This is a genomic window from Kitasatospora sp. NPDC057595 (genome assembly GCF_042800875.1).
Taxonomy (GTDB): domain Bacteria; phylum Actinomycetota; class Actinomycetes; order Streptomycetales; family Streptomycetaceae; genus Kitasatospora.
In genome coordinates this window covers 427,601-452,025 of record NZ_JBHVGL010000003.1, presented here as the reverse complement: position 1 = coordinate 452,025, position 24,425 = coordinate 427,601, and the positions used below count along the sequence as shown (strand labels likewise).

Sequence of the window (24,425 nt, the reverse complement as noted above, 5' to 3'; positions counted from 1 at the left end):
GCGGGTGGGGGCCGGCGTGGCGCCGCCGTCCCACCCGTCGACCCGACAGGAGCGTTCCCGTGGCCGTACCCACCGCCTTCGACCAGCAAGCCGCCGGATTCAGCCTTCCACTGGCCTACAACCTGGCCAAGGCCGCCGAACTCGCCTACAAGGACGAGGCCACCATCGAGGCGCAGGCCCGCGCGTGGGGCTTCGACACGGTGCGTCACCATCAGACCCGCTTCACCCCGCCGTTCCCGCTCCAGGACACCCAGGCCTACACCATGGCCGGCGACGGCATGATCGTCACCGCCTTCCGCGGCACCGAGCCCGCCCAGATCCGCGACTGGCTCACCGACGCGACCACCCCGCCCTGGCCCGGACCCGCCCGCACCGGCTACGTCCACTACGGCTTCGCCGAGGCCCTCGAATCCGTGTACCCCGACGTCGCCAAGGCCATCGCCGACCTGCGCACCGACGGGCAGAGCGTCTGGTTCACCGGCCACAGCCTCGGCGGGGCCCTCGCCATGCTCAGCGCCGCCCGGCTGAGCCTGGAGGACCCCCGGCTCCAGGCCGACGGCGTCTTCACCTTCGGCCAGCCCCGTACCTGCGACCGGCTGCTCGCCGCCGCGTACGACAAGGGTCTCCAGGGGCGCACCCACCGCTTCGTGCACGACAACGACATCGTGCCCGAGCTGCCCCCGGAGCCCGCGTTCACCCATGTGGAGACGCTGCACCGGATCGACTCCGAGGGCCACGTCCGGGGCAGGAACGGGCTGGTCGGAGCGGTGGGCGACCGGGCCAAGGGCCTGGGCGCCGCCGCCTTCTCCCCGGACGGCGAGGGCATCCGCGACCACCTGATGCGCAACTACCTGGCCGCTCTGGAGAAGGCGCTCGCCTGACGGCCCGGCCGGTGCCGGAGGTCGGCCGGGACTTGACACGCCCCGCGTGCGGTTTCGAGGCTGGGCGGCATGTCGCCGAACCGCCGGCTGGGCCAGGCCCCAGCGATGACCCCCGTGGACACCGCAGCGCACACCGCGCACACCGCGCACACCGGGCCGACCGGGCCGACCGGGCCGGAGCACCTCGACGTCCTGATCGTCGGAGCCGGGCTGTCCGGCATCGGCGCCGCCTGTCACCTGCGGCGCGAGCACCCCGGGCGGTCCGTCGCGATCCTGGAGGCCCGGGACGCGATCGGCGGCACCTGGGACCTCTTCCGCTACCCCGGCGTCCGCTCCGACACCGACATGTTCACCCTCGGTTACGCCTTCGCGCCCTGGACCGGCGCGAAGGCGATCGCGGACGGCGCCTCCGTCCGCGAGTACATCCGGCGCACGGCGGGCGAGTACGGCGTGGACCGCCTGGTCCGCTACCGGCACCGGGTGGTGCGCGCCGAGTGGTCCAGCGCCGAGGCGCGCTGGACCGTGACCGCCGAACTCGGCGACCCCGGCGGCCCGGGCGACCCCGGTGGCGGCGGAGGCGGGACGGTGACGCTCACCTGCCGGTTCCTCTACGCCTGCAGTGGCTACTACCGCTACGACCGCGGCCACACGCCCGACTTCCCCGGCACCGAGGACTTCGCGGGCCGCCTCGTCCACCCGCAGCTGTGGCCCGAGGACCTCGACCACACCGGCAAGCGCGTCGTCGTCATCGGCAGCGGCGCCACCGCGGTCACCCTGGTGCCGTCGCTCGCCGCGCGGGCCGCCAAGGTGACGATGCTGCAGCGTTCCCCCACCTACCTGGTCAGCCTCCCCGCCCGGGACGTCCTCGCCGACACGCTGCGCCGGGCGCTGCCGCCGCGCACCGCCAACCGGATCGTGCGCTGGAAGAACATCCGGGTGGGCCTGGCCACCTACCAACTCGCCCGCCGGGCACCCCGGTTGGCGCGCCGCCTGTTGATCGGCGGCGTCCGGCGCAGCCTGCCCGCCGGCTACGACGTGGCGACGCACTTCACCCCGCGCTACGCCCCCTGGGACGAGCGGCTGTGCGCCGTACCGGACGCCGACCTCTTCCGGGCGATCCGCTCGGGCCGCGCCGAGGTCGTCACCGACCGGATCGAGCGCCTCACCCCGGACGGCCTGCGCCTGGAGTCCGGCGCCGAGCTGCCGGCCGACATCGTCGTCACCGCCACCGGGCTCAGCCTGCTCGCCCTCGGCGGGATGCGGCTGGCCGTCGACGGCCGGGAGATCGAGCTCGGACGGCACGTCGCGTACCGGGCGATGATGCTCTCCGACATCCCCAACTTCGCCTTCACCATCGGCTACACCAACGCCTCCTGGACCCTCAAGGCCGACCTGGTCGCCCGCTACGTCTGCCGCCTGCTGACCCACCTGGACGCGACCGGGCAGCAGGTGGTCACCCCGGTCGCGCCCGCGACCCTGGAGCGCGAGCCCCTGATCGGCCTGAGCTCCGGGTACGTCCGGCGCGCGCTGGAGGACTTCCCCAGCCAGGGCACGACCGCCCCGTGGCGGGTGCACCAGAACTACCCGCGCGACCGCCGGATCCTGGCCGAGGGCCCGGCGGCCGACGCCGCCCTGCGCTTCTCCTCGCCCGTCGCGGCCGGGGCGGCGGGCGGTGACGGCCCGCGAACGGTCACGGTGGCCGGGCGGCGCGTGCGCTACCGCGACACCGGGACGGGCCGGCCGGTCCTGCTGATCCACGGCCTCGCCCGATCCCTGGAGGACTGGAGCGAGCAGCACCGGCTCCTCGCCGAGGGGCACCGCGTCATCAGCCTCGACCTGCCGGGCTTCGGCGGCTCCGAACGGCTGCCCGGTCCGGCCACCCTGCCCGCCCTGGCCGCCGCGGTGCGCGCCTTCCTCGACGAACTCGGCGTGCGCGAGCCGGTCCGGGTGGCGGGCAACTCCCTCGGCGGCGCCGTCGCCATGCGGCTCGCCGTCGACGCGCCCGACCGGGTGCACAGCCTGCTGCTGGCCGGCAGCGCGGGCTTCGGCCGCGATGTCACCGCCGCCCTGCGGATCCTGGCGGTCCGCCCGCTGGGCCGGATGCTGCTGAGCCGCCCCGGCCGTCCCGCCGTCGCCCGGGCCGAGCGGGCGATCTTCCACGACCCGTCGTTCGCCACGACCGCCCGGATCGAGCACGCGCTGCGCCTGGCGAACCGGCCCGGCGCGGCGGACGCGATGCTGGAGGTCCTGGCGGACCTCGGCTCGCCGCGCGGCGCCCGCGAGGCCTGGCGGCGCGACTTGCTCGCCGGGGTCGGCGCGCTGGGTCTGCCGGTGTTCGTCGTCTGGGGCGAGCGCGACCGCGTGCTGCCTGCCCGGCAGCTGGCCGCGGCCCGGGTGGCCCTGCCGAAGGCCCGCACCCACCTGTTCCGGGCCACCGGTCACATGCCGCAGATCGAACGCGCGGAGGAATGCGCCGAGTTGGCGCTGGACTTCTGGGCCTGACCGGGCCGGGGCGGGCCGCTCGGTCAGGCCGGGCCGCGGGAGCCGGCGGACAGCCGTGGGGCGAGGTTCGCCGGAACGACGGAGAGCAGCACCAGGATCGCGCCCACGACGTCGACCACGGGGGTCTGGTTGGGCCGGGCCAGGTTGGCGTGGATCCACAGCGGCAGGGTCTGGACGCCGGGTCCGGCGGTGAAGGCGGTCACCACGATCTCGTCGGAGGAGAGCGCGAAGGCCGGCAGCCCGCCCGCCGGGAGCGCCGGCCACAGGGCCGGGAAGGTGATGTACCGGAAGGTCCGCAAGGTGTGCGCCCCGAGGTCCGCCGAGGCCCTCCTCGGCCGAGGGGCCGGTGGCGGTGCCGGGCAGCGCGATCGGCGGAATCATCAGGGTGACCGCTTGCTCGCTCGCCCGCCCGAACGCCGGGCGGGTGAGCGAGCGAGCGTCAGCGGGTGCGGTAGGCGTCGACGACGGTCTGGTCGAGGGTGTTGCCGTCGGCGTCGGTCAGCTCCGCGCGCAGCGAGACGGCGGTGTCCGCCGCCGCCGGGTTCGGGACCGTGACGGCGCCGGCGTCGACCGGGAGCCGGGTCCAGGAGGCGCCGCCGTCGGCGGACATCGAGACCGTCAGCGAGCGGACCCGGCCGTTCGCGGCGGCGCCCTGCACGGTGACGGGCACCCGGATCGGGCTGCCGGCCGCGGCGGTGCCGTCCGGGTCCAGTTCGGGCGAGAACCGCACGACGCTCACCGGCAGCGGGGTCGGCCCGGTCGTCGCGGCCGAGGGGAAGGTCCACGAGGCGTTCACCCGGGTGGTCGCGCCGGTCGCGGCCTTGCGGGTGACGGTGGCGGCCAGGCGGTACGAGGCCGGGGCCGCGGGCACGGTGAACGCGGCGCGCCCGGCCGCGGCGTCCGCCCCGGAGCGGGTGCCGATCAGCGCGCCGTCGCGGTAGAGCGCGGTGTAGGCCGTGTCGAAGGACGGCGCCGAGGGCACGTGGCCGTCGCCGTCGGCGAGCAGCGGGAGGTTCGCGGTGATCGTGTCGCCGTCGCGTTCGAGACCGGCCCGGTCGGCGAGCGCGGGGCCGAAGACCGGGCCCTCGAAGGTGTGGGTGGTCGTGGTCCCGGCCCGCAGCGCGAGGCCGTTGGCGAAGTAGCGGTTCGCCGGGGCGCCCGTGGCGCCGGGGGCCGCGACGCCGAGGTCCCAGGTGCCGCGTTGGGGTGTGACGTGGACGGTGGCGGTGCCGGGGAACGCCATCTCCTGCACGACGCCGATGGTCGGTCCGGCGGCCGGTCCGGGGGTCGGCCCCAGATCGAAGGTCGCCCTCCCCCCGGTGCCCGGCCGGGCCGCGCCGCGGATCCGCAGGGTGGCCAGCTCCGGCGCGGTGTAGTGGTGGGTGAGTCCGGTCAGCGCGCGGGTGCCGGAGAAGGTCCGGCCGAGCGCGTAGGTGTCCGTGTCGCTCGCCCAGTACGTGTCGTACCACTGCCGCACCGACCCGGGTTCGCTGTCGGGGCCGAGGTGGGCCACCCGCAGCGGGTTCGGCGTCAGCTTGACCATGCTGGCCATCCTGGTGGCGCCCTCGTGCGTGGCCTCCAGGAACATCCCGGCCTGCAGGAAGTGCGCGGAGCCGTCGGCGGGCCGGACGTCGACGGGGGCGGTGGTCCGCGCGTCGACGGTGACGGTGGTGTCCCGGTCGAGGTCGAGCCGGGGCTGGACGATCCAGTCGGTGCCGTCGGCCGCCCGCTCGGTGAACAGCGTGCTCTCCAGCAGGTACCGGCCCTTGGGCAGCCGCAGGGTGGTGACGCCGGAGGCGTCGTAGGGCTGCTCCGTGCGGTCGGCGCCGGCGCCGGAGATGCCGAGGACGGAGGTGACGTACCTCGCGGGCGTGTGGCCGGCGCGGTCCAGGTGGCGGATCGTGAGGGTGTACGTCGGCGGCTCGGCGGCGACGGCCGCTCCGCTCCAGGCGGGCGTCAGGCCGCCGACCAGCGTGACGGCGACGGCCAGGGTGCGCAGGACGGTCCGACGGGGTGTGGAAGCAGTGCTCATGCCCTGACCTGCCCGCACGGGCCCCGGAGTTCCTGTGATCCGGGCCACCTGCGCGTGCTTGCCGTCCCGGCGGGCTCGCCGGTCCGACGGTTTCCGGGTGCGCTGGGCGGCTGCGGGCCGTGCGCCGTGGGGACAGGACCCGGGGCGGCGGGTTCCTAGCCTGGTGACCCGAAGAACCCGGCCATCCGTACGCACCGCACCAGGAGTGACCATGACCAGCCAGCCGCGCCTCCATCAGCACGGCCCCGAGCTCCAGGAGTTCGGCATCGTCGCCCAGCTGCCGATCGCGCTCTCCCACGACGCCCGGCAGTACTCCTGCCAGCGGCTGAACCGTGTGCTCGCGGACACCCAGTTCCTCTACTCGCTCTACAAGAAGTACCACTGGGGCATGCGCGGGCCGACGGCCTACCAGCTGCACCTGCTCTTCGACAAGCACGCCCAGGAGCAGCTGGAGCTGATCGACGCCCTCGCCGAGCGGGTGCAGATGCTCGGCGGCGTCGCCGTCGGCGACCCCCGGCACGCCGCCGAGATCACCGGCGTGCCGCGCCCGCCGGACGGCGTCGAGGACGTGCGCTCGATGCTCTCGCGGCTCCTCGACGCGCACGAGGCGATCCTGGGCGACGTGCGCGACGCCGCCACGCGCACGGCGCAGCTCGGCGACGACGGCACCCAGGACCTGCTGGTCTCCCAGATCGTCCGCACCGGTGAGACCCAGGTCTGGTTCCTCGCCGAGCACCTGGTCGCCGACCCCGGCACGGGCGCGTGACCGAAGACTCCACCACGCTCACGCTGGACGCCCGGCTCGAGCTCGGTGGAGGGCGGTTCGTCGACCTCCCGGTGCGCTTCGGGTACCGTCGGGGCGCGCCGTTCGCGGTGGTCGTGGAGTTCCCCGGCCTCGCCCGGGCGGCTGCGGCCTGGGAGTTCTGCCGCGACCTGCTGCGCAAGGGCCTGCACCGGCCGGCCGGGATCGGCGATGTGCGGGTTGCGCCGCCGTGCCGCTGCCACGGCCGCCGTGAGCTGCGGATCACGCTCCGGGCGGACGACGGGACCGCTGTGATCGACGTGCCGGTGGAACCGGTGCGGCGCTGGCTCCACGATCAGGTCTTCACCCTGGTGCCCCGTGGCGGAGAGGCTGAACTGATCGACTGGGACGTCGAGTTGGGTCGATTGGCCGGGGGTGGCCCGGGGCGCTGCTGACCGCCCGTACCGGGTCCTCGGGTACGGGCGGACAGCGGGCGTTCGGCGGGCGCGTTCAGCGGGTGCGTTCAGCGGGTGCCGCGGCGGCGGGCGACGCGGGTGAGCACCGTACCGGAGAGCAGCGCGGTGGCGGAGGCGGCGCCGATGGCGGCGAGGGCCCGGATGGGCGAGCCGGTGGCCGCGAGCTCGGCCGGGGCCGTGCCGCCGCGTCCGCCGCGCCCGTCGCTTCCGCCGCGGCCGGTGCTCGCGGCCTCGCGGATCTGGCGGGTGACGACATCGGCGTGGGACATCATCGACACGTGCGAGGAGTCGATCTCGACGGTGCGCGACCTGCCGCGCTCGGCCTCGAAGCGTTCGAGGTCGGGGGCGATGGCCTTGTCCTGCTCGGAGACGACGAACCAGGACGGGATGTCGTGCCAGGCGGCGGCGGTGAGCTTCTCGCCGAACCCGGCTTCGGAGACCGGGCGTTGCTCGGCGGCCATCCGGCGGGCCCGGGACTCGGGCAGGTCGGCGGCGAAGACGTCGTGGAACCTGTCGTTCTTGATGTACAGGTCGGTGCCGCTGCCGCCGCGGTCCTTGAAGGGCACGCGGTTGAGCGCGGTGCCGAGCTCGCTGCCGGTGAACTTGGCGGACAGCTCGGCCGGGGACTCGCCGACGTCGGGCATGAACGCCGACACGTAGACCAAGGCCTGCACGTTCGGGTTCCCGGCGGCGGCCTGGGTGATGACCGCGCCGCCGTAGGAGTGGCCGGCCAGCACGATCGGGCCGGTGATGCTCTTCAGCAACTCGGCCACGGAGGCGGCGTCGTTGGCCACGCCGCGCAGCTCGTTGGGCGGGGCCAGGACGGGGAAGCCGTCGGCGAGCAGGCGTTCGACGACGGCGTCCCAGCCCGAGGCGTCGGCGAACGCGCCGTGCACCAGGACCACCGTCGGCTTCTCCCCGCCGCCCGGCCGGCCGCCACCACTCGGCCCGCCCCCGGCCTGGGCGGCGAGGGCGGGGGCGGCGGTGGCGGCGACGGCACAGGTGGCGAGCGCCACCGTGGCGGCGGTGAGGAGCGGGGAACGGGGCAGTGATATGCCCATGATTCCAACCTTTCGAATGGGGTGGGGGCTGCCACCACCCTGTGCACACCCGGGCCCCGGCAGCACCTCGCGCTGCGCACGGGGAGTGAACCCGCACGGCCGTTCGGGTCTGGTGGCGGTCGGCGGAGGCCGACCGGCGCGGGGCCGGGAGACGACCTGGCGCGCGGGGTCGCGGGCGGGTCCGGCGGCCCTGGCATCGAGGCGGCGGGGGGGGGGGGGGACTTGTCGCGGTGGGGTGCTGATGTTCGTGGCCTTCGCCTCGCCGGCGGTGGTCCGCACCGCCTTCACCCTGGACCGGGCGCACGCGGCGCTCCCGCCGGTGCTGACCGGTGTGCTGGTCTGGGAACTCGTCCTGACCGGCCTGCTGTTCGGCGGTCCGCCGCCCGGTCCGCCGCCCGGTCCGCTGCCCGGTCCGCTGCCCGGTCCGCTGCCCGTCCAGCTGTGCGCCGTCCTCGGCGGACCGGCCGGCGTGACCGCGAACCGGAGGGCGGACGGATGCGGATCACGGTGTTGACGGTGGCGGGCTGCCCCAACGCCCGGCCTGCCGTGGAGCTGGTCGAGGCCGCTCTGGACGGGCGGCAGGCGGAGGTGGAGCTGGTCGAGGTGCGCGACGAGGCCGAGGCCGTCGGGCGGGGCATGTACGGGTCGCCGACCGTTCTGGTCGACGGCAGCGACCCGTTCGCCCCGCCCGGGGCCGTGCCGAGCCTGTCGTGCCGGCTGTACCGCCACGCCGACGGCACCGTGTCCGGCGTGCCGGGGGAGGCCGCCCTGCGCCGGGTGCCGGCCGGGGCTCGCTGAGCACCCCCGCTCAGGGCTCGGCGGTGATGGCGGAGGCGTTCAGCAGGTCGAGCCGGGCGTCGGCGGGGAAGCCCGCGGCGGGGCCGCCGGCGAGGCGGGTGAACTCCGCGATGCCGAGCAGCTGCCGCGGGCCCAGGCCGTAGTCGAGCGCGCGGGTGAAGTAGTGGCGCAGGGCCGCAGCGTCGAACGGCTCCCAGCGGGCCGCCCGTCCGCACAGCCGGTCCACCTCGCGCAGCCCGAGGTCCCGGGCGGCCAGCAGCTTGGCGTGGACCTCGTGCACGGTCGCCGGATCCCGCCGCACGAGGTCGCGGCGGGCGGCGAAGAGCGCGAAGACGAAGGGCAGCCCGGTCCACTCCCGCCAGAGCCGGCCCAGGTCGTGCACCTCAAGGCCGGCGGGCGCGGGGTGGCGCAGGGCGGCCCGCAGCGCCGGGTCGCCGATCAGCACGGCGGCGTCCGCGTCGGCGAGCATCACCGGCAGGTCCGGCGGCCGGACCCGGTAGCGGGGCCGGACGCCGAACCGCTCGCGCAGCAGCAGCCGGGCGAGCCGCACCGAGGTCCGGCTGGTCGAGCAGAGCGAGACCGTCCGGCCGTCGAGCCGGGACAGCGGCACCCTGCTGACGATCAGGCAGGACATCACCGGCCCGTCACTGCCGACGGCGATGTCCGGCAGGGCGACCAGCCGGTCGGTGTTGCCCAGGTAGTCCGCCAGGCTGATCGGCCCGATGTCCAGCTCGCCGGCCACCAGGGCGGCTCCGAGCCGGCCGGGGTGACCGGTGGTCAGGTCGAGGTCGAGCAGGCTGCCGGTCCTGGCCAGCCCCCAGAGCAGGGGCAGGCAGTTGAGGAACGCGATGTGGCCGACCCTGGGCCGTCGGCGGGCGGGGGCGGTCGTCACGGGGCCTCAGCGGGCCCGGTCGGCGGCGTCGCGGGCGACCGTCCAGGAGGTGTGCGCGTTCACCTGCGCGACGGTGGCCAGGGCGATTTCCTTGTAGCCCCGCGCGATGGCCTCGGCCCGGTCGGCGGGCAACGGGCCGCCGTGCTCCGCGGCCAGGGCGATGATCTCCTCCGGTCCCAGCTCCCTGTTGCCCAGCACGACGGCGTTGACGGTCGGGCGGCGCAGCTCGTCGTAGTGGCGCAGGGCGGTCACCGGGTCGTGCTCCCGGGCCAGGCACCAGGCCAGCACCCGGGCGTCGACGACGGACTGCGAGCCGCCGTTCATCCCCATCGGGAACATCGGGTGCGCGGCGTCGCCCAGCAGGGTGACCCGGCCGAAGCTCCAGCGGGGCAGCGGGTCGCGGTCGAGCATCGGGTACTCGAAGATCGCCGAGGAGTTCCCGACCAGGGTGGGCAGGTCGATCCAGGGCAGGTTCCAGTCCGCCAGCGCGGCGAGCGCCTCGGCCGGCGCGATGCGGCGGTTGGAGCGGTCCAGCGGTGCGGCGGACGGGCCGTGCCGCACCTCCAGGACCCAGTTCATCAGGGCGTCGCCGCCCTCGGTGACGGGGTCCTCGATGGGGTAGGCGACGAACTTGGCACCGGGGCTGCCTCCGGCCACGGCGATCGACCGGCCGCCGAGGATGTGCGGGTACGGCGCGACGCCGCGCCACATGTGCACGCCGTTCCAGTGGGAGGGGCCCTCGTGCGGGTGGAGCTGGGCGCGGACGGCGGAGTCGATGCCGTCGGAGCCGACCAGCAGGTCGGACTCCTCGACGATCGGGGCGCCGCTCGCCCGGTCCAGGAAGTGGGCCCGGACCCCGTCCGCGCTCTGCTCGAAACGCCGGAACCGCAGGCCGGTGCGGACGGCGTCGGGGCCCAGGCGCTCGCGTGCGGCGGCGAGCAGCAGCAGGTGCAGCCGGCCGCGGTGGACGGAGTACTGCGGCCAGCGGTAGCCGGCGTCGACGCCGAGCGCCTCCTCCCACACCGGCGCGCCGGCCCGGTCGTAGTAGTTCAGCCGGCGCGGGCGCAGCGCGACGGCGTCCAGCTCGCCGGCCAGGCCGAGTTCGGCGAGTTCCCGGGCGGCGTGCGGCAGCAGGTTGATCCCCACGCCGACCGCCTCGATGCTCCGCGCCGCCTCGCACACCAGCGGCTCGAAGCCGGCGGCGTGCAGGCTCAGCGCGGTGGTCAGCCCGGCGATGCCGCCGCCCACGATGGTGATCCTCATCCGTGCGAGCCTGCCTTTCGTCGGCGCACCACGACGGGGACTCCCCGGCGGGGGCGCATGGCCATGATGCTGACCGGGGTCACCGGGCCGGTTGGCGTCAGCTCGGTCCGTCGGAGCAGCTCCACGAGGATGGTCTTGAGTTCGGCGGTCGCGAACGGCGCGCCGATGCAGCGGTGGCGGCCGCCCCCGAACGGCAGGAAGCCGGCCGGGGTCACCTCCCGGTGCAGCGGGTGGCCGCTGCGCCACCGCTCGGGGACGAAGCGGGCGGGCTCGGGCCAGACCCGGGACATCCGGTGCGTCACGTACGGGCTGATCGCCAGCCGGGTGCCGGCCGGCAGCCGCCGGCCGGCGAACTCGACCTCCCGGGCCGTGACCCGGGGCAGGACGACCACCGGCGGGTGGAGGCGCAGCGCCTCCTGCACCACGCCGTCCAGGTAGTCGAGCTTCTCCAGCGCCTCCACCGTCACCGGTTCGTCGCCGAGCAGCGCGGTGACGGACTCCCGGGCCCGTTCCCACGTCCCGGGGGTGCTCAGGGCGGCGTGCACCACCCAGGCCATGGCGGCGCTGGTCGTCTCGTAGCCGGCCACGATCAGGCTGATCACCTGGTCCTGGATCTCGCCGTCGTCGAGCGGGCAGCCCGCGCCGTCCGTGGCCGCGAGCAGCGCGCCGAGGCCGTCGCCGTCCGGTTCGGGGTGGCGGCGCCGGTGCTCGATCTCGGCCTGGACCCGCTCGGCGACCCAGCGGCGGGCCCGTTCGGCCCGGGCGGTGACCGGGTTGGGGACGCGGGTGAGGAAGAGCTGCAGCCCGAGGGGCAGGTCGGTGGCGTCGAGGGCGATCTGCAGCCGGGCGCCGATGGCGTCGTTCTGGGCGGCCAGCCGGGAGCCGTAGAGCGACTCGACGGTGTTGCGGCGGATCAGCGCGCGCAGCTCGCGGTAGAGGTCGACATGCCGGCCGGTGTCCCAACGGTCCACCGTCGCGGCGGTGTTGCGGGCCATCAGGCGGACGTAGTCCTCGATGCGGCGGCGGTGGAAGGCGGGCATCACCAGGTGGCGGCGCCGGCGGTGGCCCTCGCCGTCGCTCACCAGCAGGGCGCTCTCGCCGAGCACCGGGAGCATCACCTCGAAGGAGTCGCGCCAGGAGAACAGCTGGGGGTTGGCGAAGACGAAGGAGTTGGCCTCCGGCCCGAAGAGGAAGGTCGAGCGCTGGCGGCCGTACCCGACCTCCACCACGTCGCCGTGGACGCGCTGGGCGCGCAGCATGCCGGTGAACGGGTCGGCGGCGAACCGCAGCACCTCGGCGGGCGTGAGCCTGGGAACCGCCGCGGTGCTCATCCCGCCGCCTTCGCGGGGCGGGCCGTTCTCGCGGAGCCGGCCGTCCCGGGTGGGGCGTCGAGCAGTTGCGCCACCTCGGGCAGGAGGCCGGCCAGCATCCGGCGCAGCGCCGGTACGCCGGCCGGCCGGGGCAGGTCGGCGGCCTCCAGACAGTCGAAGGCCGTGCGCAGCCGGGCGCCCGCCGTGTCGGCGGCCCGTTGCAGGGCGCCGCAGTCGCGCAGCACGGCGAGCACCTCGGCGACCGTCCGGTCGTGGTTCTGGTCGTGGTTCTGGTCAGGAGTGGACAGCAGCGGGCGCAGCCGGTCGCCCGCCGTCTCCAGCCCGAACAGGACGGGCAGGGTGTAGACGGCGTTGCCGAGGTCCCGGCCGGCGCCCTCGCCGGGTGCGGTGAGGTCGCCGAGGTCGTTCCAGATCTGGAAGGCCACGCCGAGGTGGTGGCCGAAGGCGGCCAGGGCCCGCCGGCGGCCTTCGTCGGCGCCGGCCGCGATGGCGCCCAACTGCGCGCTGAAGGAGAGGAGTTCGGCGGTCTTGCCGGAGACGGCGGCGAGGTAGCCGGGGACGCTGCGGTCCGGGTCGCCGGTCTCGCGGAGTTCGACGAGCTGTCCGACGCAGATCCGCCGGGCGCAGTGCGCCGCGGCGGCGGCCGCCTCCGGGCCCAGGGTGGCGGCGAGGCCGAGGGCGGTGGCGAGCAGGTAGTCGCCGAGCACCAGGGCGGCACTGTCGCCGTAGCGCGCGTTGACGGTGGGCACACCGCGGCGGACCCCGGCCCGGTCGCACAGGTCGTCGTGGCAGAGGGTGGCGAGGTGGAGCAGTTCGACCGCCGCCCCCGCGGTGACCACCTGCTCACTGGCCGGGGCGTCGGCGCCGAGCAGGTCGGCGGCGCCGAGCACCAGGGCGGGGCGCAGGAACTTGCCGGGGTGGCGGACCAGGTGCTGCAGGGCGTCCTCGATCGCCGGGTCGTCCAGCGTCAGCTCCTTGACGACGCGGTCGCGGACGCGCGACAGGTCGCCGGCGAGCCGGGGGAGGTCCGGGCCCTGCGGCGCGGGGCCGGTTCCAGCGGGCGGCATCTCAGATCCACGCTCCGATCGCGAAGAGGACGAAGTCGGCGATCATCAGGTAGTACAGCCAGGCCCAGGAGATCATCGACGGGCCGATCCGGGACCGGGCGACCGAGACGGCCAGCGCGGCGGCCCAGGGCAGGGTGAGCAGCGGCAGCAGCACGCCCGCCGCGTGCAGCCGCCCGGCCACGGCGGCGACGACCAGGTAGAAGCCGGCCAGGCAGCCGCCGTACAGCAGCTTGGTCACCGCCGGACTGACCACGTGCGGCAGGGTCGTCTTGCCGACCGCCGCGTCCTTCTCGGTGTCGCGGGCGTTGTTGTGCAGCATCAGCGCCGCGAACAGGAACCCCGGGCCCAGGGCCGCGAGCAGCAGGGTGGCGTCGACGTGGCCCGCGTTCAGCCAGGCCAGGATCAGGGTGACGCCGAAGCCGGTCACCACGAAGTCCAGCAGTTCGCCCAGCGCCCGGTGGCCCAGCGGCCGGGGGCCGCCCGCGTAGCCGAAGTAGGCGAGGTAGCAGAGCGCGATCAGGGGCGGCAGCCACCAGGAGGTGGTGGCGGCGAGCACGGCCAGGCCGATCCAGGCGACGGCGAAGCAGCCGAGCCCGGCCATCCGCAGCCGGCGCATGTCCAGGCCCTGCGCGAGGGCGCTCTCGGGGCGGACCCGGTCCGTCCTGTCGAGGCCGCGCACGTAGTCCTCGTAGTCGTTGACGTAGCGCCGGCCGACGCAGTCCGGGACCAGTACGAGCAGGGTCAGCGCCACCCGCCAGGGCTCCAGCGGATGGACCTGGCGGGCGACGGCCACCGCGTAGAGGCCCTGGAGCACGATGACCAGGACCAGCGGTGGGCCGGCGGCCACCAGCCAGGACCGCGCGCCCGGGCGGGTCCGGGCGGACGCCGCCGGCGCGGACTCCACCGTCACCGCGCGCCGCCCGAGGCCGGCAGGCGCTTGGTGCCGATCGCCTGGAACATCACGTTGGTGGAGCGGGTGGGGAACATCGGGACGGTCGACCGGAGCTTGAAGAACCAGGGGATGAGCGCCCGGGCCTGCGGCCAGAGCCCGTACAGCCGCAGTTCGACCCCGCCGAGCGCGGCGGTCTGGGCCAGGCGCAGCCGGTTGACGAAGAGCCGGTGGTCGTGGCAGCCCTTGGGGGCCATCCCGGGCAGCGGGAGGTTCTCGGTCAGCGTGACGATGAGGATCCGGGCCAGGAAGGTGTCGGCGATGGTGTCGAGCAGCAGGGTGCCGCCCGGGCGCAGGATCCGGCAGCACTCGGCGACCACGGCGTACGGGTCCGGGACGTGCTCCAGGCACTGGCCGGCGACCACCACGTCCACGCTGTCGTCCTCGAACGGCAGTTTGGCGACGTCGGCCAGGACCGTCTCGTCGACGCCGTGGGCGGCGGCCACCTCCAGCGAGCGCTCGGACTGGTCCACGCCGATGTGCCGGTAACCCTTGCCGGCCAGGTACGGGTGGAGCAGACCGCCGCCGCAGGCGACGTCGACCAGGCGGGCGCCGGGCCGGTCGGCGGGCGGGATGAGCTCGCCGCGCTTGGCCGCGATCCAGCCGAGCGCGGCGAAGGGGCCGCGCGGGTCCCACCACTGGTCGGCGAGGTCGTCGTACTGGGTGAGGTCGTTGGCCTTGACTCTGGGCTTCTTCACGGAACTCCGTTCGTGGTGGTCGCCAGTGGTCGCCGGTGGTTGCCGAGGGTTCGGGGCAGTGCCGGTCCAGGGGGGGCTGCGCCGGTGGTCCGGGGAAGCGCAGGCCGAGGACGGCGCCGGTGGTCCGGGGGGGCGCCGGTATTCTTCGGAGTGGCGCGGGTCAGCGCTGGTAGCGCCCGAGCGCCATGACGGGGAAGAGGTGGCGGTACATCGGGTAGCTCATGTAGAACTGCCGCGGCAGGACGGTGCCGGTGAACGGCTCCTCGTCCCAGCCGCCGTCCTCCCGCTGCGCCGCGACCAGCCAGGACAGCCCCCGGTCGACCCGCTCGTCGTCGGACGGCAGACCGGCCGCGTGCAGGGCGAGCAGCGCCCAGGATGTCTGGCTGGGGGTGGAGGGGCCACGGCCGCGCCAGGCCGGGTCGTCGTACGAGCGCAGGCTCTCGCCCCAGCCGCCGTCGGTGTTCTGATGGTTCGTCAGCCAGTCGACCGCGCGCCGCACCGGTCGGCTGTGCGGCGGGACGCCGGCGCTCAGCAGCGCGGTGACCGCCGCCCCCGTGCCGTACAGGTGGTTGGCGCCCCAGCGGCCGAACCAGGAGCCGTCCGCGTCCTGGTGGCGTGCCAGCCAGTGTGCGGCGGCCCGGATCCTCGGGTCGGCCGCCAGGCCCTGGCGGGCCAGGCTCTCCAGGGCGTGCGCGGTGATGTCCGGGCAGGGCCGGTCGGTGAGTTCCGTGAAGTCGAGGGTGCTGAGGCGGGAGACGGCCCACGAGGTGTTGTCCGCGTCGTAGGCGGCCCAGCCGCCGTCGGAGGACTGCATGGCGAGCAGCCAGGAGGTTCCGCGCACGGCGGCGCCGCGCAGCCGGGCGGCCTCGGCCGGGTCGGGGGCCGTCACCCGGGAGAGCGCGTCGACGACCACCGCGGTGTCGTCGCAGTCGGGGAATGCCTGTTCGACGAAGCCGACCGACCAGCCGCCGGCGGCCCGGCCGGGCCTGGCGACGGCCCAGTCGCCGTGCGAGGTGACCTCCTGTCCGGCGAGCCAGCGGGCGGCGCGCAGCAGGGCGGGATGGTCGGTGTCCAGGCCGGCGTCGGTGAGCGCGGTCACGCACAGGGCGGTGTCCCAGACCGGGGTGGGCATGCAGTTCATCCGGCGGACCGGGCCGTCCGGACCCTCCTCCCAGACCGCGAAGCCGTCCAGCCCGCGCAGTCCGGCGCGGATCGCGGGGTGCTCGGCGCCCAGGCCCGCGGCGTGCAGGCCGAGCAGGCAGAACACCGAGGCCACGTTGCAGGCCAGCCAGGCGCCGTCGGCCTCCTGACGGTCGGTGATCCAGCGGACGGCGCGCTCGACGGCCCGGCCGCGCGGCAGGCCGAGCGCGTGCGCGTTGTACCAGCCGACCGCGCGGTCCACGGCCCGCAGGGCCGGCGGCAGCGCGGGCGGGACGGGGTGGCCGGTGCGCAGTTCGTCGGTCCGGAAGCCGGGGTCGTGGTGGGGCCGGGAGCGGTGCACCAGGCCGAGCGGCACCATCGTCAGCCGGGCCCAGGTGGACATCCGGTAGAGCGAGAGCGGCGCGCGCGGCGGCAGCAGCACCGCCTCGGTGAGTACGGTGGGCACGGCCCGCCAGTCCTCCTGGCCGAACAGGGCCAGCCACAGGTGGGCTTCGAGGCGGCAGCGTTCGGCGCCGCCCTGGGCGCGGACGAAGCGGGCCGCGGCCGCCATGTGCGGTTCCTCGGGGGCGTCCCCGGCCAGCCGCAGCGCGAGGTAGGCCTCCACGGTGGTGGACAGGTCGCCGGGGCCTCCCGGGTACAGGCCCCAGCCGGCGTCGGGGAGTTGGCGGGAGCGGATCCAGCGGGCGGTGGCCGCGAGGACGCGCTCGTCGCGCACCCCCAGCAGTTCGCGGATGAAGAGGTCGACCGCGTCGACCATCACATTCGCGTCCGGACAGCGGGACCACCAGCCGTCCGGTTCCTGGATCGACAGCAGGTGGTCCACCCCACGGGAGACGGCCACTTTCAGATCAGTGCGCACGATAGTAACCCTCGGTATCTGGACTGGTGGCCAGTAGCGGGTGGGGCGTGACACTCGGGAGCTCTCGTTCGTACTATAAAAGCATTCGGGCCGCACTGAACCCACCCGTCGATGTATTCACAACTGGGGGATCATCTTCCATGCGGTTACTGGTAATTGGCGCAGGAATCGGTGGTCTGGCACTCGCCCGGGGATTGCTCGCGACCGGGCACCAGGTGACCGTGCTGGAGCAGGCACCGAGCCCCCGGACCACCGGCTCGGCGATCACGGTCTGGAGCGGCGGAGTCGGCGTCCTCCGTGCGCTCGGGGTCTCCACCGAGGGGCTGGGCACACGGATCGACCGGCTGGACAACCGGACCGACGCGGGGGAGCACCTCTACTCCATCGACGTCGCGCACGCGGCCCGCCGGCTGGGCCACCCCAGCATCACCGCGCCGCGCCGCGACCTGCTCGCCCGCCTCGCCGACGGCCTGCCGGAGGGCACCGTCGAGTACGGGCGCCGGTTCGTGCGGGCCAAGGAGGGCGGCTCCGGCGTCCAGGCCGTCCTCGCGGACGGCGACACCGCCGAGGGCGATCTGCTGATCGGGGCCGACGGCCACCACTCCGCGGTGCGGCGGCACCTGTGGGGCCAGGACCCGACCGAGCCGGCCGGCTGGGCGACCTGGCAGGGCCTCATCGACCTCCGCCCCCGGATCACCGATCCGCACCACGGGCTCATGATCAACGGACGGGCCGGCTTCTGCGGACTGCTGCCCGCCGGGCCGGACACCCTGCAGTGGTGGTTCAGCTTCCCGTGGCGCCCTGGCGGGCCCGGCGGGCCCGGCGGACCCGGCGGGCCCGGCGCAGCCGGCGCGCCCGCCCTGCCGCTGCTGCGCGAGCGCTTCGCCCACTGGGCCGCGCCGGTGCCGGCGGTACTGGAGGGCCTCCGGGAAGCGGAGATCGAGATGTTCCCGCACCACACCCACCGGGTCCGCCCGATCTGGGGCGGCGAGCGCTCGACCCTGCTCGGCGACGCCGCCCACACGATGCCGCCCATCGTCGCCCAGGGCGCCAACCAGGCGCTGGAGGACGCCTGGGTGCTCGCCCGGCTGCTCGCCCACCGGCCGGGAAACCTCACCGCGGCGCTGCGCCGCTACGAGCACGTCCGCTCCCGGCGGGTCTCCCCGATCGCCCGGCTGGCCGCCACCGAGTACACCTACCGCTACCACCCGCCGCGCTGGGACCGCCTGGTGCCCGGCCCGCTGGTGACCCGGGCGTACGGGCGCTGGCTGTACGCCACCAGCGACTACCTGCGGGGCCGCCGACGCTGGTGGTAGGGGCGGCCGCCGCTCTTGGCCGGGATCGGGGAGCTATGTACGTTAGAACATAGATCCGGGGCCGCAAGGCCCAGTCCGACACGAAGAGGACCCGCGCATGACCGACCCCACCGCGCCCGCCCGCTGCTGCATGCCGTCCGGAGGCGGCGCGATGACGCCGGTCCCGCCGACGGCCCCGGCGCCCTCGCCGCTCCGGGTGCCCGTCACCGACGGGACGGTGCTGCTGCCCGGCGGCGAGTTCCTGATGGGCACCGAGGACGCGGAGGGCTTCCCCGCCGACGGGGAGGGCCCCGTGCGCCCGGTACGGCTGAGCCCCTTCCGGATCGACACCCACGCCGTCAGCAACGACCGCTTCGCCGCGTTCGTCGCCGACACCGGGTACCGCACCGAGGCCGAGCGCATCGGCTGGTCCTACGTCTTCGCGGCCTTCCTGCCCGCCGCGCTGCGCCGCGGCGCCCCGCGCCCCGAGCGCACCCCCTGGTGGTGCGGGGTGCCCGGTGCCGTGTGGAACCGGCCCGAGGGCCCGGGCAGCGGAGTCGAGGACCGCGGCGACCACCCGGTGGTGCACGTGTCCTGGAACGACGCGGCGGCGTACGCGGCCTGGGCGGGCAAGCGGCTGCCCACCGAGGCCGAGTGGGAGTACGCGGCGCGCGGCGGCCTGGAGCAGGCGCGCTACCCGTGGGGCGACGAGCTGGACCCGGCGGGGGAGTACCGCTGCAACATCTGGCGCGGCACCTTCCCGGTGCGCAACACCGCCGCCGACGGCTTCCGCGGCACCGCCCCCGTCGACGCCTTCGAGCCCAACGGCTTCGGCCTGTACAACGTGTCCGGCAACGTCTGGGAGTGGTGCGCCGACTGGTGGACCACCGACCACCCGGCCGACCGTCCGGCGGTCGACCCCACCGGCCCCGCCGGCGGCACCGACAAGGTCATCCGCGGCGGGTCCCACATGTGCCACCGCTCCTACTGCAACCGCTACCGGGTGGCCGCCCGCACCGCCAACAGCCCGGACAGCTCCAGCGGGCACGCGGGCTTCCGCTGCGCGGCGGACGCGTAGCGGGCCGGAAGCGGAGTCTTGACATCCGCCTACCGGTGGATGAATCTGTGGGGCATAAGTTCCTTAGAACATAGGTGCCGCCCATGCAGCTCGACTATGTGATTCTTGGGGGGCTGGCGTTGCGCCGGCTGTCCGGCTACGACCTGCGTCGCTGGATGGAGGGGCCGGGCCGCTACATCGGGTACGGCGTCCAACTCCCGCACATCTACCGGCGGCTGGCCAAGCTCGTGGAGCGCGGCTGGGTGGACTTCGAGGTCGATCCGCGCGAGGGCCGGCCGGACGCCAAGGTGTACCGGCTGACGGAGGACGGGCGCACGGCGCTCCTGGAGTGGGCGAAGTCCCCCTTCGTCCCCTCGTCGCGCGCCAGGGACCCCGACTTCACCCTGCGCTTCGTCTTCGCCGGACAGCTCGACCCGGCGATCGCCCTGGACATCGTCACCACCGAACTGGAGCTCCGCCTCGAACAGCACGCGGAGACGGCCTCGCTGCCGCTCAGCGGCGGGTACGACCCGGAGATCCCCGAACTCGACGCCGCCTGGGCCCGTGAGATCCACACCATGGCCCATGAGTACGGCTACGCCTACGGAGCCTCCTACATCGCCTGGCTCCAGCTCACCAAGGCCCGCCTGGAGGCGCGGCTCGGCCGCTGATCCGCGGCCCGCCGCGCCCCCACGCGGCACTTCCCCCACCCCCTGATCAACCGGTCGCCCCGCGTCCCCCGCCGCCGGGCCGCACCGGCGTGCGCTCCTGCCCCACTCCTCCCCCCGGAGACCCTCATGCGCATCATCTACGTCGACGTGGACACCCTCCGCGCCGACCACACCACCCCCTACGGCTACCACCGCCCCACCACCCCCCACCTCCAGGCCCTCGCCGAGAAATCGGTCACCTTCGAGCGCTACTACTGCTCCGACTCGCCCTGTCTGCCCTCCCGGACGGCACTGACGAGCGGTCAGTTCGGCATCACCAACGGCGTGATCGGCCACTTCGGGCCCGCCGCGCAGTTCCGGCTCGACTCCGGGCACGGCCCCGAACCCGACCGCCCCCTGCTCGGCCAGGTCCTCGGCTTCGGCGGCCACTACACCGCCGCCGTCTCGGTGTTCGCCGAACGCCACCGCGCCTACTTCTTCCACGCCAACTTCCGCGAGTCCGTCCGCGCCACCGCCCGCCTCGGCGACGAGGAGGCCCAGGACGTCAACCGCGCCGCCACCGACTGGATCCGCCGGCACGCCGCCGACGAGAACTGGTACCTGCACCTCACCTACTGGGACCCGCACACCAACTACACCCAACCCGCCGAGTGGACCGAGAAGATGGCCGCCTCCGGGCCCGTCCGGGAGTGGCCCGACGAGGAGACCATCGCCGCCCACGCCGAGGTCTACGGCCCGCGCAGCGCCCTCGACCTGCACTACTCGCTGACCGGCGACGGCACCTCCCCGGTCCCGCACAACATGCCCGACGCCGTCCGCTCCCGCGCCGACTTCGAGCACCTGATCAACGGCTACGACGGGGCGGTCCACTACTGGGACCACCACTTCGGCCAACTCATGGCGACCCTGGAGGAGTTGGGCATCGCCGAGGAGACCGCGGTGATCGTCAGCGCCGACCACGGCGAGTCCTTCGGCGAGCAGGGCTCGTACGCGGAGCACGGCCTGGCCAACGAACCGACCCACCGCCTGCCGCTGGTCGTGTACTGGCCCGGCGTCACCGACCGGCTGCCCGCCGAGGCGCGGCGCAACGACGCGCTCCTCTACAACATCGACCTCGCGCCCACCCTCTGCGACCTCCTCGGCCTGCCCACCCCGGCCGGCTGGCAGGGCACCTCCTTCGCCCCCGCGGTGCGCGGCGGCAGCATCGAGTCCCGCCCGTACCTGGTCCTCGGCCACGGCGCCCACACCTACCAGCGCGCGGTGCGCACCCGCGACCACCTCTACATCCGCACCTACCACCCCGGGGCCTTCCGGGCCGAGTGGGAACAGCTCTTCCACGTCACCGAGGACCCCCACCTCACCCGCGACCTGCTCGCCGAGGAGCCCGAACTCGCCGCCGTCATGCGCTCCCACCTCGCCGAGTGGTGGCACGAGTACGCCGGCCGCCCAGGCTGCCTGCCCGACCCGATGCAGGCGACCCTCCAGACCGGGCCCACCTACTACAACGACCCCGCGCGGTACGCCCGGCACCTGCGCGACACCGGCCGCGCGCACCTCGCCGAGGACCTCGAAGCCCGCCTCGCCTCCCTGAACGTGCCGGTCTCCTGGCACGCCCCCGACCGCCCCCGCACCGCCGAACTCGCGGCCCGCTGGGCGGCACTGCTGCAGACCCGTGACGAGCGGTCCGTCCGGTCGGTCTGACCCGCGACGCGAAGGGAGAGTCCACGATGACCGCCAAGTCCCCTCCGCCGCCGACCGCGGTGGCCACCCCGCCCTCCGTCGCCGGCCGGGGCACACCACGCCGCTGGCGCCAACTGGGCCTGCTCAGCGTCGCCATGGGCACCGACAGCGGCGAACAAGGCGCCGTCTCGGTCCTGTTCCCCGCGATGCGCAACGCCCTGGGCCTGCCGCTGTCGGCCCTCAGCATGCTCGTCGCCCTGGCGAAGCTCTCCGGGGTGGTCTTCGGACCGCTCTGGGTGAGCCTCGCGCAGCGCTTCCCCCGCAAGTACGTGCTCGCCGTCAGCTCCGGCCTCTGGGGCATCTGGACCGCGGCCACCGGACTCGCCCAGAACTACCTGCAACTCGTGCTGCTCTTCGGGATCGCCGCCGCCGGGGTCGCCGGCAGCGGCCCGCTGATCAACGGCATCCTCGCCGACCTCTTCGACGACCGCTCCCGGGGCCGGGCGGCCGGTGTCCTCTTCGGCACCGTCGCGCTGTTCACCGCCGTCCTCGGCCCCGTGCTCGGGCACCTGTCCCCGCTCGACAACGGCTGGCGGTACGGGTTCTTCGTCCTCGGCGGCCTGCAACTGCTGGCCGGCGTGCTCATCCTGCTGTTCTTCGAGGACCCGGGCGTCGGCGCGTCCGAGCCCCAACTCGCCGCCCTGGGAGGCCGACCGGGCGCGCCGCGGGCCCGGGCGTTCGACCGGGCGAGCCTGCGCCGGCTGGCGGGCATCCGCAGCTTCCCGCTGATGTGCCTGCAACGGCTGCTCAGCGCGCAGTTCGTGATGGTCGCCTTCGGCGTGGTGTTCCTGGTGGACGCCCGCGGGTTCGACAACTCCCGGGCCTCGCTGGTGGTCTTCCCCGCCGCGCTGTCGTACCTGCTCGGCACCCTCGGCGGCGGACTGGTCGCGGACCGGGTGCAGCGCCGCTTCCCCCGTTCCGGCCGCGTCGCCGTCCTGCAGGCCGCGTTCCTGGGGTACGGCGTCGTCGCCTACTTCGCCACCCAGATCGCCTGGACCCAGCTCTCGGTCTACGCCGTCCTCTTCTCGGTGCTGGGGGTCCTGCAGGGCGTCCAGCCGGCGGTCAACCGGCCGGTCGTCATGGCCATCACGCCACCGGAACTGCGCGGGGCGGCCTTCACCCTCTTCATCGGCCTCGAAGGCATCGGCTGGGCCGTGATCACCCTGCTCGTCGGCCACCTCGGGGACGCCATCGGGCTGCAGGCCGCCTTCCTGTGGACGGTGGTGGTCGTCCTCCTCGTGAACGGGCTCCTCGTCACGCCGCTGTACCGCTCCTACGCCCGGGACGTCGCCGCCGTCCAGGCCGAACTGGACCGCCGTGCCCTCGACGAGCGGCCGCGTCCGAACGACTCGCAGGACCAGAACCAGGAACCTCAGGACTCCAGGGACCGCACATGACCCACCGCCCCAACTTCGTGATCCTCATGCCCGACCAACTGCGGGCCGACGCGATCGGCGCGTTCGGCAACCCGTACGTCAGCACCCCGCACCTGGACGCCCTCGCCGCCCGGGGCACCACCTTCCACCAGGCGTACGTCCAGCACCCGGTCTGCTCGCCCAGCCGGGCCTCCGTGCTCACCGGCTGGTACCCGCACACGGCCGGCCACCGGACCCTCACCCACCTGCTCAAGGAACACGAGCCGAACCTGCTGCGCATCCTCAAGGACGCCGGCTACCACGTCACCTGGGCGGGCGCCCGCGGCGACACCTTCGCCCCGGGCGTCACCGAGGCGAGCGTCCACGAGTACGGCTTCTCGGTCATGCCCACCGTCGGCTACGGAGGGGAGTACCCCGACGGCGTCTGGTCCCGCCTGTTCTACCGGGGCGTGGTCCCGGACGACGGGCGGATCGATCCCGACGAGGCCGCGATCCGCTCCGCCGAACGGTGGCTGGCGGACCCGCCCGAGCAGCCCTGGGTGCTGTTCGTCCCGCTGGTGGCGCCGCACTGCCCGTTCCAGGTCGAGGAGCCCTGGTTCTCCCGGGTCGACCGCGACGCCCTCCCCGACCCCGTCGCGCCCGGCGACCCGTCCGGCGAACCGCGGTACATGGCGGCCGTCCGCGAACGCTACGGCACCGGCGAGGTCACCCCGGGGCAGTGGCGCGAGGTGGTGGCCACCTACTACGGGATGATCGCCCGTCTGGACGACCAGCTCGGGCGGGTGATGGGCGCGGTCGCGGACGCCGGTGCCGCGGACGACACCGTGACCCTGTTCTTCGCCGACCACGGCGAGTACCTCGGCGACTTCGGGCTGATCGAGAAGTGGCCGTCGGCGATGCACGACTGCATCACCCGCGACCCGCTGATCATCAGCGGCGGAGGCTTCGCCGGGGGGCAGGTCAGCGAGGCCATGGTGGAGCTGGTCGACGTCCTGCCCACCGTGCTGGAGCTGGCCGGCGTCGAGGCACCGCACCGCCACTTCGGACGCAGCCTGGTGCCGCTGCTGCGCGACCCGGCCGCCCCGCACCGCGAGTACGCCTTCACCGAGGGCGGCTTCACCGTCGAGGAGGAGCCCCAGATGGAGCGCCCGGGCTTCCCGTACGACCTCAAGGGCGCCCTCCAGCACGAGGACCCCGCGCTGGTGGGCAAGGCGGTCGCCGTCCGGGACCGCGAGTGGACGTACGTCTGGCGGCTCTACGAGCCGGCGGAGCTGTACCACCGCGCGAGCGACCCGCAGGAGCGCGCCAACCTGGCGGGCCTCGCCGAGCACGCCGCGGTCGAGCAGCGCCTGCGCGACGCCGTGCTGCGGTGGATGGTCGAGACCGCCGACGTCATCCCGCCCACGCCGGACCCCCGCCTTCCGCAGGTGGCCCTGCCCGCCCCCGGCAGCCCGGTCGCCGGGTAGCCCGGTCCGCCCCGCGGGCAGCCCACCGCGCCCCGCGACGGTGCGGAGCGCAGCGCGGGCCCGACGACGCCCTCACCCGCCGGTGAGGGCGTCGGAGTGGGCGGCGGG

Annotated in this window: 21 protein-coding genes and 1 pseudogene; 12 read left to right on the top strand and 10 right to left on the bottom strand. The window is 74.8% G+C overall.

The genetic code is table 11. The annotated features are described in order from the left end of the window. Window positions 1–59: 59 nt before the first annotated feature. A complete protein-coding gene (locus ACFU9E_RS08135) occupies window positions 60–881 on the top strand; it encodes a lipase family protein (RefSeq protein WP_380679756.1) in 822 nt (273 codons plus the stop codon). Between the two features lie 69 nt (window positions 882–950). Further along, a complete protein-coding gene (locus tag ACFU9E_RS08130) occupies window positions 951–3,383 on the top strand; it encodes an alpha/beta fold hydrolase (RefSeq protein ID WP_380679753.1) in 2,433 nt (810 codons plus the stop codon). A 23-nt stretch (window positions 3,384–3,406) separates the two neighbouring features. On the opposite strand, the pseudogene ACFU9E_RS08125 reads toward ACFU9E_RS08130, so the two are convergent. Further along, a pseudogene (locus ACFU9E_RS08125) lies at window positions 3,407–3,709 on the bottom strand (ABC transporter permease); the annotation flags it as partial. A gap of 113 nt (window positions 3,710–3,822) precedes the next feature. Further along, a complete protein-coding gene (locus ACFU9E_RS08120) occupies window positions 3,823–5,415 on the bottom strand; it encodes a serine protease (RefSeq protein WP_380679750.1) in 1,593 nt (530 codons plus the stop codon). Window positions 5,416–5,626: 211 nt separating this feature from the next. Here ACFU9E_RS08120 and ACFU9E_RS08115 point away from each other — a divergent pair, with 211 nt between their 5' ends. Both ACFU9E_RS08115 and ACFU9E_RS08110 read left to right on the top strand, forming a co-directional pair. Continuing rightward, on the top strand, window positions 5,627–6,181 hold the full coding sequence (locus ACFU9E_RS08115; RefSeq protein ID WP_380679747.1) for a Dps family protein: 555 nt from the start codon (window positions 5,627–5,629) through the stop codon (window positions 6,179–6,181). Next, window positions 6,178–6,612 carry an SsgA family sporulation/cell division regulator gene (locus ACFU9E_RS08110; protein WP_380679744.1) on the top strand — a complete coding sequence of 145 codons (435 nt, stop codon included), beginning with the start codon at window positions 6,178–6,180 and terminating at the stop codon, window positions 6,610–6,612. The genes ACFU9E_RS08115 and ACFU9E_RS08110 overlap by 4 nt, the downstream gene beginning before the upstream one ends. Window positions 6,613–6,680: 68 nt before the next feature. On the opposite strand, the gene ACFU9E_RS08105 is transcribed toward ACFU9E_RS08110, so the two are convergent. After that, the gene (locus ACFU9E_RS08105) at window positions 6,681–7,694 is read right to left on the bottom strand and encodes an alpha/beta fold hydrolase (protein WP_380679741.1); all 1,014 of its coding nucleotides are present in this window, start codon (window positions 7,692–7,694) and stop codon (window positions 6,681–6,683) included. A gap of 241 nt (window positions 7,695–7,935) precedes the next feature. Between ACFU9E_RS08105 and ACFU9E_RS08100 the strand changes: the two genes are divergently transcribed. Further along, on the top strand, window positions 7,936–8,208 hold the full coding sequence (locus tag ACFU9E_RS08100) for a hypothetical protein (RefSeq protein WP_380679738.1): 273 nt from the start codon (window positions 7,936–7,938) through the stop codon (window positions 8,206–8,208). Then, window positions 8,190–8,492 carry a thioredoxin family protein gene (locus tag ACFU9E_RS08095; protein WP_380679735.1) on the top strand — a complete coding sequence of 101 codons (303 nt, stop codon included), beginning with the start codon at window positions 8,190–8,192 and terminating at the stop codon, window positions 8,490–8,492. Before ACFU9E_RS08100 ends, ACFU9E_RS08095 begins: the two co-directional genes overlap by 19 nt. Window positions 8,493–8,502: 10 nt before the next feature. Here ACFU9E_RS08095 and ACFU9E_RS08090 read toward each other — a convergent pair whose 3' ends face one another. The 7 genes from ACFU9E_RS08090 to shc form a co-directional block, all read right to left on the bottom strand. Next, window positions 8,503–9,384, bottom strand: coding sequence for a menaquinone biosynthetic enzyme MqnA/MqnD family protein (locus ACFU9E_RS08090; protein ID WP_380679732.1), 882 nt, complete (start codon window positions 9,382–9,384; stop codon window positions 8,503–8,505). Between the two features lie 6 nt (window positions 9,385–9,390). Beyond that, the gene (locus ACFU9E_RS08085) at window positions 9,391–10,647 is read right to left on the bottom strand and encodes an FAD-dependent monooxygenase (protein WP_380679729.1); all 1,257 of its coding nucleotides are present in this window, start codon (window positions 10,645–10,647) and stop codon (window positions 9,391–9,393) included. Further along, window positions 10,644–11,978 (bottom strand): cytochrome P450, encoded by a 1,335-nt coding sequence (locus ACFU9E_RS08080; RefSeq protein ID WP_380679726.1) that lies wholly within the window; start codon window positions 11,976–11,978, stop codon window positions 10,644–10,646. The genes ACFU9E_RS08085 and ACFU9E_RS08080 overlap by 4 nt, the downstream gene beginning before the upstream one ends. After that, a complete protein-coding gene (locus ACFU9E_RS08075) occupies window positions 11,975–13,045 on the bottom strand; it encodes a polyprenyl synthetase family protein (RefSeq protein WP_380679723.1) in 1,071 nt (356 codons plus the stop codon). The genes ACFU9E_RS08080 and ACFU9E_RS08075 overlap by 4 nt, the downstream gene beginning before the upstream one ends. Before the next feature lies 1 nt (window position 13,046). Then, window positions 13,047–13,955, bottom strand: a complete 909-nt coding sequence (locus ACFU9E_RS08070; protein ID WP_380679720.1) for a prenyltransferase — start codon at window positions 13,953–13,955, stop codon at window positions 13,047–13,049. Then, on the bottom strand, window positions 13,952–14,692 hold the full coding sequence (locus ACFU9E_RS08065) for a methyltransferase domain-containing protein (RefSeq protein WP_380679717.1): 741 nt from the start codon (window positions 14,690–14,692) through the stop codon (window positions 13,952–13,954). The genes ACFU9E_RS08070 and ACFU9E_RS08065 overlap by 4 nt, the downstream gene beginning before the upstream one ends. A 160-nt stretch (window positions 14,693–14,852) precedes the next feature. Further along, window positions 14,853–16,712, bottom strand: a complete 1,860-nt coding sequence (shc, locus tag ACFU9E_RS08060; protein WP_380679714.1) for a squalene--hopene cyclase — start codon at window positions 16,710–16,712, stop codon at window positions 14,853–14,855. A 140-nt stretch (window positions 16,713–16,852) separates the two neighbouring features. Here shc and ACFU9E_RS08055 point away from each other — a divergent pair, with 140 nt between their 5' ends. From ACFU9E_RS08055 to ACFU9E_RS08030, 6 genes are all read left to right on the top strand, one after another. Further along, a complete protein-coding gene (locus ACFU9E_RS08055) occupies window positions 16,853–18,028 on the top strand; it encodes an FAD-dependent oxidoreductase (RefSeq protein ID WP_380679712.1) in 1,176 nt (391 codons plus the stop codon). A 97-nt stretch (window positions 18,029–18,125) separates the two neighbouring features. Further along, window positions 18,126–19,085: a formylglycine-generating enzyme family protein gene (locus ACFU9E_RS08050; RefSeq protein WP_380679709.1), complete on the top strand. Its 960-nt coding sequence runs from the start codon at window positions 18,126–18,128 to the stop codon at window positions 19,083–19,085. A gap of 83 nt (window positions 19,086–19,168) precedes the next feature. Next, on the top strand, window positions 19,169–19,735 hold the full coding sequence (locus ACFU9E_RS08045) for a PadR family transcriptional regulator (protein ID WP_380679706.1): 567 nt from the start codon (window positions 19,169–19,171) through the stop codon (window positions 19,733–19,735). Window positions 19,736–19,861: 126 nt separating this feature from the next. After that, a complete protein-coding gene (locus tag ACFU9E_RS08040) occupies window positions 19,862–21,436 on the top strand; it encodes a sulfatase (protein WP_380679703.1) in 1,575 nt (524 codons plus the stop codon). 26 nt (window positions 21,437–21,462) lie between these two features. Next, window positions 21,463–22,872 (top strand): MFS transporter, encoded by a 1,410-nt coding sequence (locus tag ACFU9E_RS08035; RefSeq protein WP_380679700.1) that lies wholly within the window; start codon window positions 21,463–21,465, stop codon window positions 22,870–22,872. Next, window positions 22,869–24,317, top strand: a complete 1,449-nt coding sequence (locus ACFU9E_RS08030) for a sulfatase-like hydrolase/transferase (protein ID WP_380679697.1) — start codon at window positions 22,869–22,871, stop codon at window positions 24,315–24,317. The genes ACFU9E_RS08035 and ACFU9E_RS08030 overlap by 4 nt, the downstream gene beginning before the upstream one ends. Window positions 24,318–24,425 lie beyond the last annotated feature (108 nt).

Bases quoted from the DNA above. Each gene is read 5' to 3' on its own strand.
- ACFU9E_RS08130 (WP_380679753.1), top strand. From the start codon at position 951: ATGTCGCCGAACCGCCGGCTGGGCCAGGCCCCAGCGATGACCCCCGTG.
- ACFU9E_RS08120 (WP_380679750.1), bottom strand. From the start codon at position 5,415: ATGAGCACTGCTTCCACACCCCGTCGGACCGTCCTGCGCACCCTGGCC.
- ACFU9E_RS08115 (WP_380679747.1), top strand. From the start codon at position 5,627: ATGACCAGCCAGCCGCGCCTCCATCAGCACGGCCCCGAGCTCCAGGAG.
- ACFU9E_RS08105 (WP_380679741.1), bottom strand. From the start codon at position 7,694: ATGGGCATATCACTGCCCCGTTCCCCGCTCCTCACCGCCGCCACGGTG.
- ACFU9E_RS08100 (WP_380679738.1), top strand. From the start codon at position 7,936: ATGTTCGTGGCCTTCGCCTCGCCGGCGGTGGTCCGCACCGCCTTCACC.
- ACFU9E_RS08095 (WP_380679735.1), top strand. From the start codon at position 8,190: ATGCGGATCACGGTGTTGACGGTGGCGGGCTGCCCCAACGCCCGGCCT.
- ACFU9E_RS08085 (WP_380679729.1), bottom strand. From the start codon at position 10,647: ATGAGGATCACCATCGTGGGCGGCGGCATCGCCGGGCTGACCACCGCG.
- ACFU9E_RS08080 (WP_380679726.1), bottom strand. From the start codon at position 11,978: ATGAGCACCGCGGCGGTTCCCAGGCTCACGCCCGCCGAGGTGCTGCGG.
- ACFU9E_RS08075 (WP_380679723.1), bottom strand. From the start codon at position 13,045: ATGCCGCCCGCTGGAACCGGCCCCGCGCCGCAGGGCCCGGACCTCCCC.
- ACFU9E_RS08055 (WP_380679712.1), top strand. From the start codon at position 16,853: ATGCGGTTACTGGTAATTGGCGCAGGAATCGGTGGTCTGGCACTCGCC.
- ACFU9E_RS08050 (WP_380679709.1), top strand. From the start codon at position 18,126: ATGACCGACCCCACCGCGCCCGCCCGCTGCTGCATGCCGTCCGGAGGC.
- ACFU9E_RS08045 (WP_380679706.1), top strand. From the start codon at position 19,169: ATGCAGCTCGACTATGTGATTCTTGGGGGGCTGGCGTTGCGCCGGCTG.
- ACFU9E_RS08040 (WP_380679703.1), top strand. From the start codon at position 19,862: ATGCGCATCATCTACGTCGACGTGGACACCCTCCGCGCCGACCACACC.
- ACFU9E_RS08035 (WP_380679700.1), top strand. From the start codon at position 21,463: ATGACCGCCAAGTCCCCTCCGCCGCCGACCGCGGTGGCCACCCCGCCC.
- ACFU9E_RS08030 (WP_380679697.1), top strand. From the start codon at position 22,869: ATGACCCACCGCCCCAACTTCGTGATCCTCATGCCCGACCAACTGCGG.